The organism is Acetobacter sicerae, from assembly GCF_011516765.1.
Classification (GTDB): domain Bacteria; phylum Pseudomonadota; class Alphaproteobacteria; order Acetobacterales; family Acetobacteraceae; genus Acetobacter; species Acetobacter sicerae.
The window spans coordinates 319838-337409 of sequence record NZ_JAAABN010000002.1 but is presented as its reverse complement, the minus strand read 5'-3'; the positions used below and the strand labels follow the sequence as shown (position 1 = coordinate 337409).

The 17572-nt window shown below is 58.9% G+C and carries 17 protein-coding genes; 6 read left to right on the top strand and 11 right to left on the bottom strand.

Annotated features, from left to right (window positions below; all coding sequences use genetic code 11):
• Positions 1–57: 57 nt before the first annotated feature.
• Positions 58–498 (top strand): hypothetical protein, encoded by a 441-nt coding sequence (locus GVI59_RS04065; protein ID WP_242012928.1) that lies wholly within the window; start codon positions 58–60, stop codon positions 496–498.
• A 219-nt stretch (positions 499–717) separates the two neighbouring features.
• On the opposite strand, the gene ureG is transcribed toward GVI59_RS04065, so the two are convergent.
• The 7 genes from ureG to GVI59_RS04030 form a co-directional block, all read right to left on the bottom strand.
• On the bottom strand, positions 718–1353 hold the full coding sequence (gene ureG, locus GVI59_RS04060; RefSeq protein WP_173573003.1) for an urease accessory protein UreG: 636 nt from the start codon (positions 1351–1353) through the stop codon (positions 718–720).
• Positions 1350–2015: an urease accessory protein UreF gene (locus GVI59_RS04055; RefSeq protein WP_173573002.1), complete on the bottom strand. Its 666-nt coding sequence runs from the start codon at positions 2013–2015 to the stop codon at positions 1350–1352. The genes ureG and GVI59_RS04055 overlap by 4 nt, the downstream gene beginning before the upstream one ends.
• 15 nt (positions 2016–2030) lie before the next feature.
• Positions 2031–2552 (bottom strand): urease accessory protein UreE, encoded by a 522-nt coding sequence (locus GVI59_RS04050; RefSeq protein ID WP_173573001.1) that lies wholly within the window; start codon positions 2550–2552, stop codon positions 2031–2033.
• Between the two features lies 1 nt (position 2553).
• Entirely contained in the window at positions 2554–4260 is a 1707-nt protein-coding gene (gene ureC / locus GVI59_RS04045) for an urease subunit alpha (protein WP_173573000.1), read from the bottom strand.
• Complete coding sequence (locus GVI59_RS04040; RefSeq protein WP_173572999.1) at positions 4260–4601, bottom strand: urease subunit beta; 342 nt, start codon at positions 4599–4601, stop codon at positions 4260–4262. Before GVI59_RS04040 ends, ureC begins: the two co-directional genes overlap by 1 nt.
• On the bottom strand, positions 4585–4887 hold the full coding sequence (locus GVI59_RS04035) for an urease subunit gamma (protein ID WP_173572998.1): 303 nt from the start codon (positions 4885–4887) through the stop codon (positions 4585–4587). Before GVI59_RS04035 ends, GVI59_RS04040 begins: the two co-directional genes overlap by 17 nt.
• A gap of 67 nt (positions 4888–4954) precedes the next feature.
• Positions 4955–5818: an urease accessory protein UreD gene (locus tag GVI59_RS04030; RefSeq protein ID WP_194299009.1), complete on the bottom strand. Its 864-nt coding sequence runs from the start codon at positions 5816–5818 to the stop codon at positions 4955–4957.
• Between the two features lie 258 nt (positions 5819–6076).
• On the opposite strand from GVI59_RS04030, the gene speB reads away from it, so the two are divergent.
• The 5 genes from speB (at position 6077) to GVI59_RS04005 (ending at position 14299) form a co-directional block, all read left to right on the top strand.
• Positions 6077–7120, top strand: coding sequence for an agmatinase (gene speB / locus GVI59_RS04025; RefSeq protein ID WP_173572997.1), 1044 nt, complete (start codon positions 6077–6079; stop codon positions 7118–7120).
• A gap of 540 nt (positions 7121–7660) precedes the next feature.
• Positions 7661–9151 carry a Ppx/GppA family phosphatase gene (locus tag GVI59_RS04020; protein ID WP_173572996.1) on the top strand — a complete coding sequence of 497 codons (1491 nt, stop codon included), beginning with the start codon at positions 7661–7663 and terminating at the stop codon, positions 9149–9151.
• 287 nt (positions 9152–9438) lie between these two features.
• Positions 9439–10560 (top strand): chemotaxis protein CheB, encoded by a 1122-nt coding sequence (locus GVI59_RS04015; protein ID WP_173572995.1) that lies wholly within the window; start codon positions 9439–9441, stop codon positions 10558–10560.
• A gap of 2 nt (positions 10561–10562) precedes the next feature.
• A complete protein-coding gene (locus tag GVI59_RS04010) occupies positions 10563–12356 on the top strand; it encodes an ATP-binding protein (RefSeq protein ID WP_173572994.1) in 1794 nt (597 codons plus the stop codon).
• Positions 12353–14299 carry a response regulator gene (locus GVI59_RS04005; protein WP_173572993.1) on the top strand — a complete coding sequence of 649 codons (1947 nt, stop codon included), beginning with the start codon at positions 12353–12355 and terminating at the stop codon, positions 14297–14299. The genes GVI59_RS04010 and GVI59_RS04005 overlap by 4 nt, the downstream gene beginning before the upstream one ends.
• A 443-nt stretch (positions 14300–14742) precedes the next feature.
• Here the strand turns inward: GVI59_RS04005 and GVI59_RS04000 are convergent, their stop codons facing one another.
• From GVI59_RS04000 to hslU, 4 genes are all read right to left on the bottom strand, one after another.
• On the bottom strand, positions 14743–14898 hold the full coding sequence (locus tag GVI59_RS04000) for a hypothetical protein (protein ID WP_173572992.1): 156 nt from the start codon (positions 14896–14898) through the stop codon (positions 14743–14745).
• Between the two features lie 347 nt (positions 14899–15245).
• Entirely contained in the window at positions 15246–15698 is a 453-nt protein-coding gene (locus GVI59_RS03995; protein WP_173572991.1) for a cupin domain-containing protein, read from the bottom strand.
• A 98-nt stretch (positions 15699–15796) separates the two neighbouring features.
• Positions 15797–16258, bottom strand: a complete 462-nt coding sequence (locus GVI59_RS03990; RefSeq protein WP_173572990.1) for a SufE family protein — start codon at positions 16256–16258, stop codon at positions 15797–15799.
• A complete protein-coding gene (hslU, locus tag GVI59_RS03985; RefSeq protein WP_173572989.1) occupies positions 16258–17571 on the bottom strand; it encodes an ATP-dependent protease ATPase subunit HslU in 1314 nt (437 codons plus the stop codon). Before hslU ends, GVI59_RS03990 begins: the two co-directional genes overlap by 1 nt.
• Between the last annotated feature and the right edge of the window lies 1 nt (position 17572).

Genomic DNA, 17572 nt, shown 5'->3' with positions numbered 1-17572 from the left:
ATGGATGACGTCATTAAGCGGGTGCGCTGCCGAACGCTGCAGCTGAGGGAGAGTGGTATGGTGACCTTGAAGCGTACAGTCCAGATTGGGACTTTTATAATTCTTTCCTGTACCGGAAAAGATTTTGCTCTGGCAGATCCTGTATATGAGACGATGGATTGTCGTCATCTTTTTGCAGAAGACGTGCGGGTTTCAGATCGGATTTCATTACTTCGGCAGAAGCAGTCAGATGCTGTATCGAGCGGAAAAGATACGTCTGATAATGGTTTTTTTGTAAAATTTGATCCTGTTCCGGGAATTGGGATCATGAATGGCATGACCCTGTCACCAGAAGGGAGACCTCTTGGCGATGAGGTATCTGATGCAGCCATCGAGAAGCAGACAAAGAAACTGACAGCCATCAAGCGGCAGGAAGTGAAGAAAGTCTGTCCGACAATGACGATGCCTGTGGAAACGCAGACCCGCCTGAAAGACGATCAGATGCGTGTTGCGCCTTAAGTCGGGTTTGGATGGTCCTTGCTGTCAAGCATCTGACGCCCGCTCTTTTAATACGTACATGTGTTTTGCACACAAGCGCTCCATCAGGGTTCTACCCCACACCCTGATGGAGCCACAGACCTCTTCATCCAATTTGGTTTGACAAATCGGGAGCGAAGGGACCACGCCCCTTTATGAAGTTCAGGGCAAAGCCCTGAAAAGAGTGTTTCCAGATATTCGTTATGATTTTTCTCTGGATGAAGACAGACCGCCCTTATCGCAAATGAACCGGGCGATCTCTTCAACCCCATCACCCTTACGAATATTTGTGAAAACAAAAGGTCTTTCGCCACGCATACGTTTGCTGTCCCGATCCATGACGGAGAGGTCTGCTCCGACATGCGGAGCAAGATCTATCTTGTTGATGACCAGAAGATCGCTTTTCGTAATGCCGGGTCCGCCTTTGCGGGGAATCTTGTCACCGGCAGACACGTCAATCACATAGATCGTCAGGTCAGCCAGTTCCGGACTGAAGGTTGCCGCCAGATTATCGCCGCCGCTTTCGACAAGAACGATATCGAGATTCGGAAATTTGGTGTTGAGTTCATCAATACCTGAGAGGTTGATGCTGGCGTCCTCGCGGATGGCCGTATGAGGGCAGCCTCCCGTCTCGATCCCCATGATACGTTCCGGCGGCAACGATCCGGCGCGTGTGAGGAATTCAGCGTCTTCACGGGTATAGATGTCGTTGGTCAGCGCCGCGATGTCGAACTCATCGCGAAAGCGACGGCAGAGTGCATCCATGAGCGCCGTCTTGCCCGTGCCGACAGGGCCGCCGATACCGACACGGAGGGGACCGTGATGTTTCTCTGTCATGTTCTGAACAACCTCGTTTCCTGAGTTTCATGATGCATCGCAGCAAGATCGGAACGGAAGCAGAGTCCGCCAGCATCTTCCAGCGTAAGGGATTTTGTCGCGGCAACAGAAGCCGCCATTCGTTCTTCCAGCGCCGCAAGGGCCCGCAGTCCGTCTGTCTGACCAAGGGGGATCAACCGCACGGCCGCTGAGACAAGGGCGGAAACCGCAACGTGCGCACATCCTGAAGCTGCCAGGTCCTCGTCAAATCCTGCGGCTTTCAGTGCAACGCCATACATCACCGGCAGGGGCCAGCGAACGGCGAGTGTATTGATGGCGGGTGGCAGACAGTTCCAGATTTTCACGGCGCGTAAAAAGGCTTCACCCTGTTTGACGGTTTCTTCAAACCGCTCACGCGAGGACGCCAGAGCACAGCCTTCCTGAGCTACCGCTCGCATGGTTTCCACCGTCTCTGCCCGCCAGGCCGCCCGCAGCAGGATCATGTCGGTGTGGAGACTGCCATGAGCCAGCAGACTGCCGATCCAATCTACAAGAGTCGGAACATTGGTGACATCGCCACATTCTATGGCCCATTCCAGACCGTGACTGTAAGCAAAGCCACCAGTCGGGAAAGCTGGTGAAAGCCACGAGAGAAGTCTGGTGAGTTGCAGGGCGTCCATCATGCGTCTCGCAGGCGGTCAGTGATGGTGATGATGCCCGTCGCCATGATCGTGTTCATGCTGATGGCTGTGCGCGTGCGTCTCTCCGTGATTGTGCGAATGTGCATGTCCGGAGGAATACGCTCCGGTTTCCGGATCGAATGGCGCACGAACGGTATGAATGTGACCACCAAGCCCACGCACCATGTCGGCAATCACATGATCGTTGCGGATCAGGATGCGTTTTTCCTCGATCATCGCAGGCAGGTGCCGGTTACCCAGATGCCACGCCATGCGCAGCAGATGCAGCGTGTCGTGACCGGTCACTTCCAGCAGGTTCTCCTCCTGCGCTTCGACCCGCACGACACGGCCGTCTTCCAGCAGCAGCCCGTCGCCAGCGCGGAGCAGGCGGGCATGCTCCAGATCGAGCAACATCCGTTCACCCGAACGCAGATCAAGCACCATGCGACGGCGATGACGGCCCTCATAATCGGCGGAAAACACATCGCACTCACGCGAACGGTCCCAGCTTCCCGCTGGCAGGATTTCAGAACATCTCATGTCAGAACAGGAAATAACGCTGGGCCATGGGAAGGATCTCCGCAGGTTCACAGGTCAGAAGCACGCCGTCAGCGCGCACTTCATAGGTTTCAGGATCAACCTCGATCACCGGGGTTGCGTCGTTGTGGATCATGCTCCGCTTGCCGATGCCACCACGGGTGTTCGCGACAGCCGACAGATGGCGCTTGAGACCGAGTTTATGGCCGATATCATCTTCCAGTGCAGCCTGAGACACGAAAGTGGTGCAGGTCGCCGCAAGACAGCCGCCGAACCCACCAAACATCATCCGGCCATGCACCGGCTGCGGAGTGGGAATGGAGGCGTTCGGATCTCCCATCATCGCATAGACAATAGCCCCACCCTTGACGACAAGATCAGGCTTCACACCAAAGAAAGCCGGATCCCACAGGACCAGATCAGCCAGTTTTCCAACTTCGACCGAACCGACTTCATGCGCCAGACCGTGCGAAATGGCCGGATTGATCGTGTATTTCGCGATGTAGCGTTTGGCGCGGTTGTTGTCCGCATCACCATCGCCCGGTAATGCGCCGCGCTGGAGCTTCATCTTGTGCGCCGTCTGCCATGTGCGGATGGACACCTCTCCCACACGCCCCATCGCCTGACTGTCCGAGGACATCATCGACAGCACACCCATGTCGTGAAAGATGTCCTCAGCAGCAATGGTTTCCCGACGGATGCGGCTTTCCGCGAAGGCGATATCCTCCGGCAGGCTCGGGTTCAGGTGATGGCACACCATGAGCATGTCGAGATGCTCGTCCAGCGTGTTGATGGTGTAGGGCCGGGTTGGGTTGGTGGAGGAGGGGAGGACGTTCGGCAGCCCCGCGACGCGGATGATGTCCGGGGCATGACCGCCGCCTGCGCCCTCGGTGTGGAAAGCGTGGATCGTGCGACCCTTGAAAGCGGCGATGGTGTCTTCGACGAACCCGCTTTCATTGAGCGTATCGGTGTGGATCATCACCTGCACGTCCATCCGGTCGGCGACCGACAGGCAGCAGTCGATGGCGGCAGGCGTGGAGCCCCAGTCTTCGTGCAGCTTCAGACAGCTAGCCCCGGCGCGCACCATCTCTTCCAGCGCCTCGGGACGGGAGGCGTTGCCCTTGCCCGCGAAAGCCAGATTGACGGGAAGACCTTCCGCCGCCTGCAACATCCGCGCCATGTGCCAGGGACCGGGCGTGCAGGTGGTCGCCGCCGTGCCGGTCGCGGGGCCGGTGCCGCCGCCGAGCATGGTGGTGATGCCGGATGACAGCGCCTCTTCGATCTGCTGCGGGCAGATATAGTGAATGTGGCTGTCGATGCCGCCCGCCGTCAGGATCTTGCCCTCACCGGCAATGACTTCCGTGCCGGGACCGACGATGATGTTCACGCCGGGCTGCACATCCGGGTTGCCCGCCTTGCCGATGGCATGGATGCGACCACCGACAAGCCCGACATCAGCCTTCACGATGCCCCAGTGATCGAGGATCACCGCGTTGGTGATGACGGTGTCCACCGCACCTTCGGCATTCGTGCGCTGGGACTGGCCCATACCGTCACGGATGGTCTTGCCACCACCGAATTTCACTTCCTCACCATAGGTGGTGAAGTCTTTTTCAATCTCGACCACCAGCGCGGTATCAGCCAACCGCAGACGGTCGCCCGTCGTTGGACCATACGTCATGGCGTAGTCAAAGCGGCTCAGTCTTGCCATCAGTCGATCTCTCCCATGACGTCACCCCGAAAGCCGATGGCGCGTCGTGCGCCCCGGAACGGCACGAGCGTGACCTCGCGTTCCTGTCCCGGCTCGAAACGCAGCGCACCACCGGATGGCACATCCAGTCGCCAGCCGAGCGCCCTGTCGCGGTCGAACTTCAGCGCCGGATTGGTTTCGGCAAAATGATAGTGACTACCGACCTGAATCGGGCGGTCACCCGTGTTCGTGACCAGCAGCGTCAGGCGTTCCGCGCCTGCGTTCAACTCAATGTCGCCCGCTTTGGGGAAAATCTCGCCGGGAACGCCACCGGGGGGGAGGGGATCAGCGTATCGGGTCATGAACCGTCACCAGTTTTGTGCCATCGGGGAAGGTCGCTTCGACCTGAACATCGTGGATCATCTCGGCGACGCCCTGCATCACCTGATCGCGGGTGATGACATGCGCGCCACGTTCCATCAGGTCGGCCACGCTCGCGCCGTCGCGTGCGCCCTCGACCACGAAATCCGTGATGAGCGCGACAGCTTCCGGGTAATTCAGCCTGACCCCCCGTTTCAGCCGCTTTCGGGCGACGATGGCCGCCATGGCCACCAGCAGTTTGTCTTTTTCCCGAGGCGTCAGTTTCATGACCCGAGTGCTCCTTTGTCCAGCCTACGGCGCGCCCGCCACCATTCTTTCATGCGATCCTGCCTCATCATGTGCGCCACGTCACCGGATCGCCTCGTCCATCCCGCAGAATGGACAGCAGACGCCGGGAGAGCCGCGACACGACGAGGCTGCTGGTCCCGAGGGCCCGCACCACAAGCATCCCGTTCCATGCCGAGGCGGCGGCCTCCACATCATTTTCCGGCGTGCCGAGCGCTTCCCGCACGGGCAGAAGCCACGCCTCCGCGTCCTGCGCGACCAGCCACAAGGTCAGCATCACCGTCCGTCCGGCGGCTCCCGCCTTCTGCTCCAGAAGGTTTGCGAGTGGTCCTTCCGCGATCAATGACTCTACCCAGAGTAATTCGCCATCCCGCTTCATCCGCAGACGGTCGCGCAGACGGATGTGCTCGACCGTCTCATCGGAGCCGGAACGTCCGAAAACCCGTATTTCATAGCCGAGGAAGGTGGCGTTTCCGGCCATTTCAACTTCCAGCAGGCGGGACGTCGCGCTCCGGTCGAAAAAGATCGTCTCCAGAGGCAGCCAGTCCAGCCGCGCTCCGGCTTCGACCCGACAGCGCGCCTCGATACGGGCGGGCGCATCCTGCTCGCGCGCCTTGTAAATCCTTTCCGCCGCCTGTGTCGTAACGGTCAGGCAGCTTCCTGCACGACAGACAATGTCGCCGCTGATCCGGTCTCCTGCCGCAATCCCGCCAGAGACATTGACCAGCACGGCTTCCGGCGTGCCCTGTGGGCGGCGTGGCATCAGGATGCGGCAACAGCCCTGCTGACGCAGTCCGGCGACCCGTGTGGCGTCCCCGGAGAGGCGGACATCCAGCCCGTAAGATCCGACAGCTCGTTGAAGGAGAGCGGGATCGTTCACTTTTGACCGGTCGGCCTTAGAGAGCAAAGACATCTGGTCGCGGGGCAGTTGGATGGTCCATCCCTTCCATGCAGCACATAAAGCCCGTTCTTTCCAGTTCCGCAATGGAGGAAAATACGTAGGGCAGGGAGGTGTATCTTGGAAATCAGGATGACCATTCAGCGAATATACTGATTTGCATTTCTTGCTTCACTGTTGATCAAACTGAACTTCGCTGGGCTCGAATGGTTTTCCCGTTGCGAATGTGTTCCAACCTGTATCAGGCTTATGATGCAGGGAGAGAAGAGACCGATGGACATTACAAAACTGGACGCCCTGCGTAAGAAATATGGCGCCGCATCGGGCAGCGACATGTTCGACCCGGAATTCCAGGCTGTCGCCGCGACACAGTTTTCTGACGGCGGCCGGCGCAGCAAGCCGTATTCCGGGGTGCAGACCTTTCTCTCCCTGCCATATCGTCCGGAAGCAGCCTCGTCCGAAGATTTCGGCGGTCTCGATGTAGCTGTTGTCGGCGTGCCGATGGATCTGGGTGTGACCAACCGTTCCGGTTCGCGCTTCGGTCCCCGCGCCGTGCGTGACATCGAGCGGATCGGTCCATACGAGCATGTCCTGAAGCGTGTGCCTTCCAGCATGTGCAAGGCGGCGGATATTGGCGATGTCGGATTCCGCAGCCGCTTCAGTCTTGAAAAGTCGCATGAGGATATTCAGGAGTTCTATGGTCGCCTGGTAAATGCTGGCGTCATTCCGCTGTCTGTCGGTGGAGACCATTCCATCAGCTACTCGATCCTCAAGGCGGTCGGAGCGAAGCAGCCGGTCGGCATGGTGCATTTCGATGCGCATTGCGACACCAGCGGCGAGTATGAGGGAGCCAAGTTCCATCACGGTGGACCGTTCCGTCTCGCAGTTCTGGACGGCGTTCTGGACCCGGAACGGTGCGTGCAGATCGGCATCCGCGGCTCTTCCGAGTATCTCTGGGAGTTCTCGAAGGACTCCGGCATGACCGTCATTCATGGCGAGGAAGTGCCGAAGCTGGGAACCGGCGCCATTCTGGAAACGGTGCGCAAGGTCGTCGGAACCGGACCTGTGTATGTCAGCTTCGACGTGGACTGTCTCGACCCGGCCTTCGCACCCGGCACAGGCACGCCGGAGGTGGGCGGTCTGACCACACGCGAGGCTCTGGAGCTTCTGCGCGGGCTCGACGGTCTTGATATTGTCGGTGGCGATGTGGTCGAAGTCGCGCCGCAATATGATGCAACCACCAACACGGCGCAGGCCGGTGCTCAGATACTCTTCGAGATCTTCAGCCTGATCGCCGGGAAAATCGCCGCTCGATAACGCGACGATGGGAGACGTCACCTGCGACCTTTTTCGCAGGTGACGTCTTTCTGTATTTTTATTGGAAATGACCAGATAATCTGAAAATCTGGGAAGACGTTCAGCGAACCCGACAGACGCTACAGAAGCGGCAAATGCCGGTCATTAGCCGGATCACGATGTCCGGGCGTGTTCGCAACAGTCAGACTCACCATCAAGATGATGGCGCCGGACGGGATAACGGCTCCTGCCCTCCAGTTTCCGAGAGCGCACCGGTTCTCTGGCTTTGTTAAGAAAAGTTTCAGTCGGGGTTTTCCCCTCAGGATTTAAGGGCGTCGCCATCGTTTGATGAACGCGTAAATCGAAAATTTTATTGATCATTATCAGCCGGTTAATTTGCTTCAAACCTTTAAAGCCCCGGAGGGTGGAGGTTCTCTGTTGGGTTTCATGGCTTTCATCGGTTATAGGGCGTTGGTGTCTTTTGACAGACACTGCACGGCGCTGTGCGTCTGGGAGGTGTCGTGGAACTGATCCGTTTGCCGCTTCAGGGGAGAACCATGCATGCAGGCTGACATTCCGGCGCGTTCCGCCGTTGTCGACCTTGGCTCCAATTCCGTCCGCATGGTCGTCTTCGATGGGATTTCACGAAATCCGGTCTCCATCTTCAACGAAAAAGCCGTTCTCCGTCTTGGTCGTGGTCTGACCCATACGGGTCGGCTGAATGAAGAAGGGGTGGCGCTCGCCGTGGACGTGCTGCGCCGTTTTCACGCCATCGCCCGGGGCATGAATGCTGATCCCTTCGAGATTCTGGCCACAGCCGCCGTGCGTGACGCCGCGAACGGCCCGGAATTTGTCGCCTCTCTTCGGGAGATCATGCCGGATGTGCCCATCCGCATCCTGTCGGGGATAGAAGAGGCTGATCATGCGGCGCTGGGTGTTCTGTGCGGCATCCCGGAAGCGAATGGTCTTGTGGCCGACATCGGTGGTGGTTCGCTGGAACTGATCCGGATTGATTCCGAAGGGCGGCATAACGCCAATACCCTGCCGCTGGGGGTTATCCGTCTTGGCGATCGGGCCAATGGGGATCTTGCTGCGGCCAAAGCCATAGCGGATGCCGAACTTGCCGGAGTCGAGTGGCTGGAGACGATGAAGGGGCGGACGCTCTATCTTGTCGGTGGCGCTTTCCGCGCTCTTGCGCGTCTGCAGATCGCCCGCACCAGCTACCCGCTGAACATCCTGCATTATTATACCCTGACGCCCCAGATGGTGCGTGAAATGACCGGCTGGCTCATCCAGAGCAACCGGAAAGTACTGGAGCGCCTGCCGGGAGCGCCGAGGAAACGGCTGGACGACGTTCCTTTCGCCGCGACCGTTCTGCGTCGTCTGCTCAAGCGCGTTTCGCCGGATCGCATCGTGTTCTGCGTCGATGGCCTGCGGGAAGGCTGGTATGTGCTGAATGTCGCGCCGGACCTTCAGCAGGAAGACCCGCTTGAATCCATGGCGCGGCAGATGTGTGAGCGCTTTGGCCGTAGCACAACCTTGCCTGAGGCGCTGTTCGACTGGATTTCCGTGATCTTCCCCGAGGAGACAGAGCGTCAGAAACGGTTGAGAAAAGTGGCCTGCTGGCTGTCTGACGTCGGCAGCCATGACCATCCGGAATATCGGGCCGAACAGACGTTTCTGCGTATTCTGTGGATGCAGAGCGGGGGCATCGATCATGAGGCCCGTGCTGCGATCGCCCTTGCGCTCGCCGTCCGGTATGAAGGCGAGGTCGATGCCGGCTGGCTGGCGCCGGCCCGCGCACTGCTCGACGCGGATACCTTTACGTGGGGGCTTACGCTCGGTCTGTCGCTCAGACTGGCTTATTCCCTGTGCGGCGGTACGGAAACGCTGCTGAACGGCACACGGCTGGAGCGCGAAAAGGACGGGCTCTGCCTGTATCTTACGTCGGCGCGCGTGGCTGTGCGCGGAGACTCCGTGCGACGCCGCCTGACCCGGCTGGCGCAGATCATGGGACTGGACTCCCGTGTTGATGAGGTTCCGTCGATCTGAAATGCCCCTCTGAGAGAGGCTGTAACTCATCATTAACGACATGATGTCGCACACTATGGCACCATTGCCCGGCTTGGGCTGCATCTGAAAAAAAGCCAGATAGTACACGCACTTGCGATCAGTCAGCTACGATGAAAAGCTGTATGCTCCATACTCTGTTTCTGTTGCGTACAAGTCTGGTCCTGTTTCAGCCCAAAACAGACTGTTTCACGACCCGGTCGTCGGCGCAGTGAGATGGAGTTGCAGGCATTCTGCATGGTGCCGCAGAGCGCCTTCACGGGAGTCGAATGGTGACTACAGCAGATCGGATTTTTTCGCAGCCGACCGCGGCGACATCGCGGGCCCCTACCGAAGGGCTGTCGGTTCGTGTGCTGGTCGCTGACAATGATCCCGAAATTCGCTCCCTTGTCCGCACGGTATTTGCTGCCTGTCCGGACTGCTCCGACTGTGTCGAGGCGGAAAATGCTGATGATGTTTTCACGGCGCTTGAGGCTTCTCCCCCGGATATAATCCTTCTTCGATCAGCGCTTGCGGGGATGAACGGATTGCAGGTTACGCGATCTGTCATGGTCCGACATCCGGTTCCGGTCGTCATCATGGCGGATCCGGAAGAAGAAGATCTTGGCCGGGCGTTTGAATGTCTCCGGTCCGGTGCGCTGGAGATTGTTTCGCGGACAGAAGCGGCTCTTTCCTCATCAGACACGGTTTCCCGCATCGTGAGCCTCGCCCGTCAGGTGAAGGAGCTAAAGCCCCGTCAGGATGTGCCGGAGAACCGGACGGATGGTTCCGCGCTCTCAGTCGGGGTTCTTTTTCTGCTGGCGGGGACGGGTGCTCTTGGCGCGGCCCTCCGTGTGTATCAGGCCAGTGATCTCTCCACGTCCGTCCCGGTTGTTCTGGTGACAGCGATTGCGCCTTCTCTCCTGCCGGACTTCGTGCGCTGGCTGGATGAAACGCTTGAAGAGGGCGCAAAACTGGCGGATCTCGCTACTGGCCAGCCTCTGAAGGCAGGACCGTTGAATGTCGTGACGACTTCTTCCCTCCCACGGGTCGTGGCGTCGGGCAGCAGGGGAGTCATTCTGGCCGGTTTGCCGGACGTTCCCTGGTCTGCTCCCCGCACATCCTCGGGGGAAAACGGTTTTGATGTGCTGCTCGCATCGACTGCCGAAGTGGCTGCAAGAGAGGCGGTGGCGGTGTTGCTGGGTGGACTCCACTCTTCCGGTGCGGCGGGTCTGTCTCTTCTGAAACGCGCTGGGGGGCGTGCCTTTGTGGAATTGCCCGCACTGTGCCCGTTTGCCCAGAGTTCTTTCACTTCCGTCAGGATCGGCGCTGCGAATGGATATGCAAATGTCAGCCGTCTCGTGACATTGCTGGATGGTCTCAGCGCGCAACAGGCATTGTCCGGTGCATAGGTATGAGCAATCGCAAGCCCCTCGTTCTTCTGGTCGGACAGTCGGAGACAACGGACCGGTTTTCCGCGGGACTGGCTGAGCACGGTTATGAGGTCAATGTGGTCGCAGACGCCGAAGCGGCGCTTGATAGTCTCGACCAGTGGCCTCCAGTCATTCTGATTACGGAATTTTCCTTGCCTGGTATGACGGGATGTAAAATGGCCCGTCAGCTTCGCCTCAACAGGCTGACACGCTCTCTGCCAATCATCATGCTGACCGATGATGAGCCCATGATTTGCGAAGCCTTCAGAGCTGGCATTGATGTCTGTGTCTCCCGCACTGCGGAGCCAGCTTTTCTCGCCGTGCGGATCGAAACGCTGCTTCGTGGTCTGAAAATTACCGCTCAGGCCATGCTGCAGGAGCGGTTCAGGCGTCCCACCGTTGCGATCGCCACGATGAACGACGGGTTGCTGCGACACTGGCCTGCGCCGTCCGGTCAGGGTGACGCCATGTCGCCTGTTGTCGATCTGCTGCGAGGCGAAGGTGTGGATACGATCCTGCTTGATCCTTCGACGCTTGCCGGAGCGCCGGATTTCTGGCTGCCCGCCGTTGATTGCGTGGTCGTGGATCTGTCGTCCCGCGCTTTCGATGGACTGGCTTTCTGCCGGATGCTCGACAGGCAGCGCTACACATCATTCGCAACCACGCTCACGCCCCCGCGTCTGCTCGGCTTTGGTGGTGACGAAGAAACGGGTGTGCTCGCGGCCTATGAAGCCGGGGTGGATGACTGCGTCGGATCGTCAGTCAGCACAGAACTTCTGCTTCTTCACGTCCGGAGCCTGCTTTATCGCAAGGCAATGCTGGATGAGAGCCTTCGCAGCGAGGCAGAACGCGCCGCGCGGGATGCCGCCATGGAGGGCGCACGGGCCAAGACGGTTCTGGCTGATGCGCTGGAACAGGCCAATGACGAACTGGGCGCGGCCAATCGCAAGCTCATCGAGGCGCAGACCCGGCTTGTGCAGTCCGCGAAGATGGCGTCGCTCGGCGAACTTGTTGCGGGCATTGCGCATGAATTCAACAATCCTCTCGCTTTCGTCATCGCCCATGAGACGACCGTGTCGAAGACCCTTGAAGGCGCATTGTCGGCATTGGAAAAAGGCGATGTCGAGAATGTCAGGGCGCTGCTTGAGAAAGGGCAGGATCGTCTTGAAGCCACCTCGATCGGGCTTGGGCGGATGCGGGATCTGGTGTCCAGCCTGAGACGTTTTTCCCGACTGGATCAGGGCGCTTTTGAAGACGTTCATCTTCCGGAGGCGATCAACACTGTCCTTGCATTGCTGTCTCCAAAACTCTCTGAAAATATCAGGGTCGATCTCGCATTCAATGCGCCGTCCATTCTCCGGTGCCAGGTGGCGCTCGTGCATCAGGTCGTGATGAACATCATCAGCAATGCAGCAGACGCCCTGCTTTCCCTGCCGGAGGACGATCAGAGGATTCCCCGGATCAATATCAGCACTGAGTTGAGTGATGCAGAGGATGCTACGGCAGGTCAGTACCTGATTTCCATCTGCGATAACGGGCCGGGTATTTCACCTTTCATGCGGGAACGTGTTTTTGAACCTTTCTTCACGACAAAGCCCGTCGGCGAAGGAACCGGCCTTGGCCTTGCCACTGCATACGGCATAGTGCAGGCTCATGGGGGAACCATTGAAGTTTCCAAATCTTCCATGGGTGGGGCCTGTTTCACTGTAGCGATCCCCTGTCTGCCCCCGGAGACAGCAGAAGGAACGGCTTTTCTTGTGGGAGATCTGCCATGAACGCGACAACTGGTGGCATTCATCAGGACAAGATTCTGATCGTTGACGACGAGCCGGAAATTCTGATTGCTCTCACTGATCTGCTTGATGACGAATTTGTGATCGTTCAGGCCTCCTCTGCACAGGAGGCATTGGCTGTTCTTCAGAAACATCCAGATATTTCAGTGATTATTTCTGACCAGCGTATGCGTGACATGACCGGTGACATGTTCCTCACCGAAGCCCGCAAAACCTCGGATGCGGGGACAATTCTCCTTACCGGTTATGCTGACCTCGATACGGTGGTTTCCGCGCTCAATCGCGGTGCGATTTCTTTTTACGCTGCAAAACCGTGGGAGGCAGGCAGCCTGCTGGCCATGGTGCGGGAAGCGGCTGCCGGCTATCGGACGCGACGTGAACTGACGACGGAGCGGGCCCTGCTGAGGAGCCTTTTCGATAACCTTCCATTGGGACTTGCGATTACCGACACGGCAGGGCGTATCACACGGCTGAATGCACTGGCAGCGGAAGCTTTCGGACGGCCATTGAAGGAGTGCATCGGGCAGGCTGAAACTGCTCTGCTTGGCGATGTGCCTGTGGAAACAAGAAGTGTTGACGATTTCAGGACGACGGACGAGTTTCCGGGCGTAAGACGGACCGGTCCCGATGGCCGTGAAAGCTGGCATCGGATTTCACGGGTTGAACTGGCGTTGCCGTCGGATTCATCCGCCATCCAGCCTGTTTCGGTCCTGATCGATCAGAATGTCACCGACCTGATCGAAATGGAAAAACGGGCGCGTCAGGCTGACAAGATGCAGGCCATCGGCACGCTGGCCGGCGGCATCGCCCATGATTTCAACAATCTTCTGACGGCCATTCTGGGTTCGCTTGAACTTGTTCAGGATATGCAGCCTCCAACCGACCCCAATATCAGTCGCCTCTTCACCAATGCGATGGATGCGGCGCGACGGGGAGCAGTGCTGACGCAGAAACTGCTCGATTTCAGCCGTCCGCGTGATCTTGCCCGCCGTCCGGTGGACGTGCCGAAACTGTTGGGTCAGATGCAGGGGCTGCTGGCGCAGAGCGTTGGGGGCGGCGGTTCACGCGCTGTTCCGGTCCGGCTCAGGCTTCCTGATGAAGAGTTGCCGCAGGCATCCACCGATCCGTCGTTGCTGGAAGTCGCTCTGGTCAATCTGTGTCTCAATGCCCGTGACGCCCAGCCGAAAGGTGGCGAGATCATCATTTCCGCCGAGGCGGTGACGTTGAGCCAGGAAGGTCAGCGGGAAAACATGGTGGTCGGGCGGTCCGGCCGACCGCTACCTCCGGGTCATTACGTTGTCGTCTCCGTGGCCGATCGCGGTGTCGGCATGACGCCTGAAACACAGGCCCGTATTTTTGAACCATTTTTCACGACAAAATCGGTCGGTTCCGGCATCGGGCTAGGCTTGCCGATGGTGTACGGCTTTGTGCAGCGTAACGGCGGCGATGTCAGGGTTTCCAGCAATCCCGGCGTCGGAACCTCCATTGAACTCTGGCTGCCTGCAATCAGCAAGGACGGCAGTCAGGGAGCCATACAGCCGGGGCCGACGGAAACGCACCACAGCCACGGAAATCAGCGCAGTATCCTTGTTGTGGATGACGATCCTGCCGTGGCTGCGGTGACTGTGGGTTTCCTCGCAAAAGCGGGTTTCAGGGTTCTTGAATGTCACAGCGGAGTGAAAGCGCTCGATCTGGTGCGCTCCCGTCCGGACATTGGCCTCGTCGTCATGGATCTCCTGATGCCGGAGATGAACGGGGATGAATGCGCCCGTCGGATTGCGGTTCTGCGTCCTGATCTGGCCGTGATTTTCGTGACGGGATTTGCCGACCGGGCCATCCTTCCCCCGGATGCCCGCGTGCTGGCCAAGCCCTTTACACGGGAGGCTCTGCTGTCCGGGGTGGAGGATCTGATTCCGGTGAAATAGGGGGTATTCCTTCGGGATTGCTGCTCTGGCGCGAAAAATGGAAAACGACCCGTTGGAACGTGGGTTGAAAGCCTCTTGATATATCGCTTTATGGACGGGTTCCCGTGCCGGGTGGGATCTTCTCATCCGCTGTCTGCATTAGGAGATAACGAAAAACCCCCGCTTTGCTGGCAGTTTGATGACCGGTGCATAAAGCCGTAATGACCATGTCGCTAGTTCATCGACTGCGCGACTGATCCAGCTTATCGTTCAACCAGCGAGAAGATCAGGAAAGCACCACAGTGACCATCACACAGGTCGCGATCGGCGCGTAAAAGGTAAAATTCTACGGTTGAATCCGGATGCCGCTCAAATGGGCGCCGCGCTGGAAACAGTCAAAGCATGCCGACGAATACCAGCGTAGCACCCAGAACAATCAATCAGGCTTTAGATATAAAATTCCCTCAGCGTTGAGCGAGCTGCGCTTCGAGCTTTTTCTTCTCTTCCGTCAGCGCATGAACATGCTCCGGGTTGTCCTTTTCTGCCCGCGCCAGATCACGCTCTACTTCTTTCAGCCGGTGGGTGAGGCTTGTGGCGGATGGTTCGTGATGTGTTGTCATTGCTCTTACTCCTGTTTCCGGTCCAGCGTCTTGCGGACGAAGGCCACCATATTGGCCTTCTCCACGCCTTCGGCGGCATGTCGATCCCGTCTTGTTTCGGGCGCGCAGTTCTCAGTTTTTGATATGGGAACGCGCCCGGATGGATTGCAGGGATGCTAACGCGGGGCAGCGATGAGCACGAGGCGTCCCAGACGCAGGTCTGACTCCCGTCGGTCGCCCAAAGAGTGCTTCTCCCGCACGTCGCCGCAGCTCTTGCGACGGGATTGGGCCGTATAATGGCTTTGTCGAAACAGTGGGACGTGGGGCCACGTCAGGGGGACAGGATCAGTCTTGATGTCCGGTCAGTATCAGTCAGCAGGATCGCTGGCATTCTGCCCGGACTGGTGAGGTTCCCATCCTGGAGGCGCCATTTCGAATTCTGAGAATGTGAAGCCCGGTGCAACCATGCAGCCGACAAGCACCCATGCCGCGTCAGTCTCCGCTGCCTGCCACTCGCCCGGCTCGACGCAGGCCTGCAGCATCTCACCATCGGCAAGGTCTTGCCCAAGATGACGCGTCGTCACATCTCCGCCGGACCATGTATGCAGACGCAACGTGCCGCCGCCCTGATGCAGCCAGATCTCGGTCGCGTCGATTTTATGCCAATGAGAGCGTTGGCCGCGTTCCAGAAGATAATAGATCAGCGAAGCACATCCTCGCTCATCATCGCCAGCACGATGATCGCGCCATGTTTCGCGGTACCAGCCTCCCTCGGGATGGGGAATGAGCCCGAGCTGGTTGATGATGTCCTGCGCGATCATGGGCGTTCTGTTTTCTTCACTGAAAGTCGATGGATTTCATGGGCTGAATTGCCAGTCAGAGGCTTGTATTTTTCCGGAACAGTCAGACAGGAAAACAATCACCCCTCAGCGAGGCGACTGTTTTCCTGAGCGGCTGCCGATCGAATGGCTCGCGCCATCGCTTCCACGCCATTGCCCCGATTGGTGGAAAGAGCCTGCACCAGTCCCAGATCACTCAGGAAAGATGGTTCTGTCTCCAGAATTTCCTCGGGCGTCCGACCGGAATAGACACGCAACAGCAGCGCTACGAGCCCCATCACGATGGCGGCGTCCGATGTGCCGGCAAAGTACATCGTCCCGTCATCCATCTGGGCTTCCAGCCAGACCTGACTCTGGCAACCGGGAACCCGATGGGCGTCATCCTCCCATTCCTTCGGGAAGCGAGGCAGCTTGCGCCCCAGTTCGATGATGTACTGGTAACGGTCCATCCAGTCATCGAACAGCGCCAGTTCATCGCCGATCGCTTCGATGGCGTCCGCAGCGGTATCGTCCTCCGGACGGACAAAAGCCTCGCCCGGCATCAGAGAATGAACCTGCTGAGATCGCCCTGCTGGGCAAGAGGCGCGACACGCTCACGAACAAGGTCCGCATCAATCGTGATGGTCTCGCCTTCATGTTCGGAGGCCGTGAAGGACACATCCTCGAGCAGCTTCTCCATGACCGTGGCCAGACGACGTGCGCCAATATTCTCGACACGCTCATTCACGTCGGCGGCCAGTTCAGCCAGAGCATCCACCGCGCCATCCGTGAAGGTGAGGGTCACACCCTCCGTGCCGATCAGGGAAACATACTGCTTGCACAGGGAGTGTTCCGGTTCGGTCAGGATACGCCGAAGATCGTCACGGCTCAGGGGCTGCAACTCCACGCGGATGGGCAGACGGCCCTGAAGCTCTGGCAGCAGGTCGGACGGTTTCGCGAGGTGGAACGCGCCGGACGCGATGAAGAGAATATGGTCCGTTTTCACGAAACCATATTTCGTCGAGACCGTCGTGCCTTCGATCAGCGGCAGCAGGTCCCGCTGCACGCCTTCACGGGAAACGTCTGCACCCCGGAACCCTTCGGAAGAACGCGCGCAGACCTTGTCGATCTCGTCGAGGAAGACGATGCCGTTATCCTGCACATGCTGCACCGCGTCGCGGTTGAGCGCGTCGTTGTCCAGCAGCTTGTCGGCTTCCTCGCGCACGATCTGTTCGCGGGCGGCGGAGACAGTAAGACGACGGGTCTGTGGGGCGCGTCCCATGATGTTCTTCATCATGTCGCCGAAATTCATCGGACCACCGGGCATCATGCCGGGTACATCGCCGCCGCTCTGGGTTGTCGGATCAGGCGCGATGGCGATCTCGATTTCCTTGTCATCCAGCGTGCCGCTACGCAGCAGCTTGCGGAAATGCGAACGTGTGTCGGCGGAAGACGCCTCGCCGGCGAGAATGGAAACCAGACGCTCTTCGGCGGCTTCCTCGGCGCGTGGACGCACATCCTTGCGGCGCTGTTCACGCAGCATGACGATGGCGTTTTCCACGAGATCGCGGATGATGCTCTCCACGTCCCGGCCGACATAGCCGACCTCGGTGAACTTGGTCGCCTCGATCTTGATGAACGGAGCCTGCGCCAGCTTGGCCAGACGACGGGCGATTTCGGTCTTGCCGCAGCCGGTCGGGCCGATCATCAGAATGTTCTTGGGAACGACTTCCTCACGCAGGCCCTCGGGAAGCTGCGCGCGCCGCCAGCGGTTCCGCAGCGCAATGGCGACGGCGCGTTTCGCGTCATTCTGGCCGATGATATAGCGGTCGAGTTCAGTGACGGTCTCGGCGGGGGAGAAATGATTGATGGTCATG

Bases quoted from the DNA above. Each gene is read 5' to 3' on its own strand.
- GVI59_RS04005 (WP_173572993.1), top strand. From the start codon at position 12,353: ATGAACGCGACAACTGGTGGCATTCATCAGGACAAGATTCTGATCGTT.
- GVI59_RS03995 (WP_173572991.1), bottom strand. From the start codon at position 15,698: ATGATCGCGCAGGACATCATCAACCAGCTCGGGCTCATTCCCCATCCC.
- ureC (WP_173573000.1), bottom strand. From the start codon at position 4,260: ATGGCAAGACTGAGCCGCTTTGACTACGCCATGACGTATGGTCCAACG.
- GVI59_RS04000 (WP_173572992.1), bottom strand. From the start codon at position 14,898: ATGACAACACATCACGAACCATCCGCCACAAGCCTCACCCACCGGCTG.
- GVI59_RS04055 (WP_173573002.1), bottom strand. From the start codon at position 2,015: ATGATGGACGCCCTGCAACTCACCAGACTTCTCTCGTGGCTTTCACCA.
- GVI59_RS04010 (WP_173572994.1), top strand. From the start codon at position 10,563: ATGAGCAATCGCAAGCCCCTCGTTCTTCTGGTCGGACAGTCGGAGACA.
- speB (WP_173572997.1), top strand. From the start codon at position 6,077: ATGGACATTACAAAACTGGACGCCCTGCGTAAGAAATATGGCGCCGCA.
- GVI59_RS04040 (WP_173572999.1), bottom strand. From the start codon at position 4,601: ATGACCCGATACGCTGATCCCCTCCCCCCCGGTGGCGTTCCCGGCGAG.
- GVI59_RS04030 (WP_194299009.1), bottom strand. From the start codon at position 5,818: ATGTCTTTGCTCTCTAAGGCCGACCGGTCAAAAGTGAACGATCCCGCT.
- GVI59_RS04065 (WP_242012928.1), top strand. From the start codon at position 58: ATGGTGACCTTGAAGCGTACAGTCCAGATTGGGACTTTTATAATTCTT.
- ureG (WP_173573003.1), bottom strand. From the start codon at position 1,353: ATGACAGAGAAACATCACGGTCCCCTCCGTGTCGGTATCGGCGGCCCT.
- hslU (WP_173572989.1), bottom strand. From the start codon at position 17,571: ATGACCATCAATCATTTCTCCCCCGCCGAGACCGTCACTGAACTCGAC.
- GVI59_RS04050 (WP_173573001.1), bottom strand. From the start codon at position 2,552: ATGAGATGTTCTGAAATCCTGCCAGCGGGAAGCTGGGACCGTTCGCGT.
- GVI59_RS03990 (WP_173572990.1), bottom strand. From the start codon at position 16,258: ATGCCGGGCGAGGCTTTTGTCCGTCCGGAGGACGATACCGCTGCGGAC.
- GVI59_RS04015 (WP_173572995.1), top strand. From the start codon at position 9,439: ATGGTGACTACAGCAGATCGGATTTTTTCGCAGCCGACCGCGGCGACA.
- GVI59_RS04035 (WP_173572998.1), bottom strand. From the start codon at position 4,887: ATGAAACTGACGCCTCGGGAAAAAGACAAACTGCTGGTGGCCATGGCG.
- GVI59_RS04020 (WP_173572996.1), top strand. From the start codon at position 7,661: ATGCAGGCTGACATTCCGGCGCGTTCCGCCGTTGTCGACCTTGGCTCC.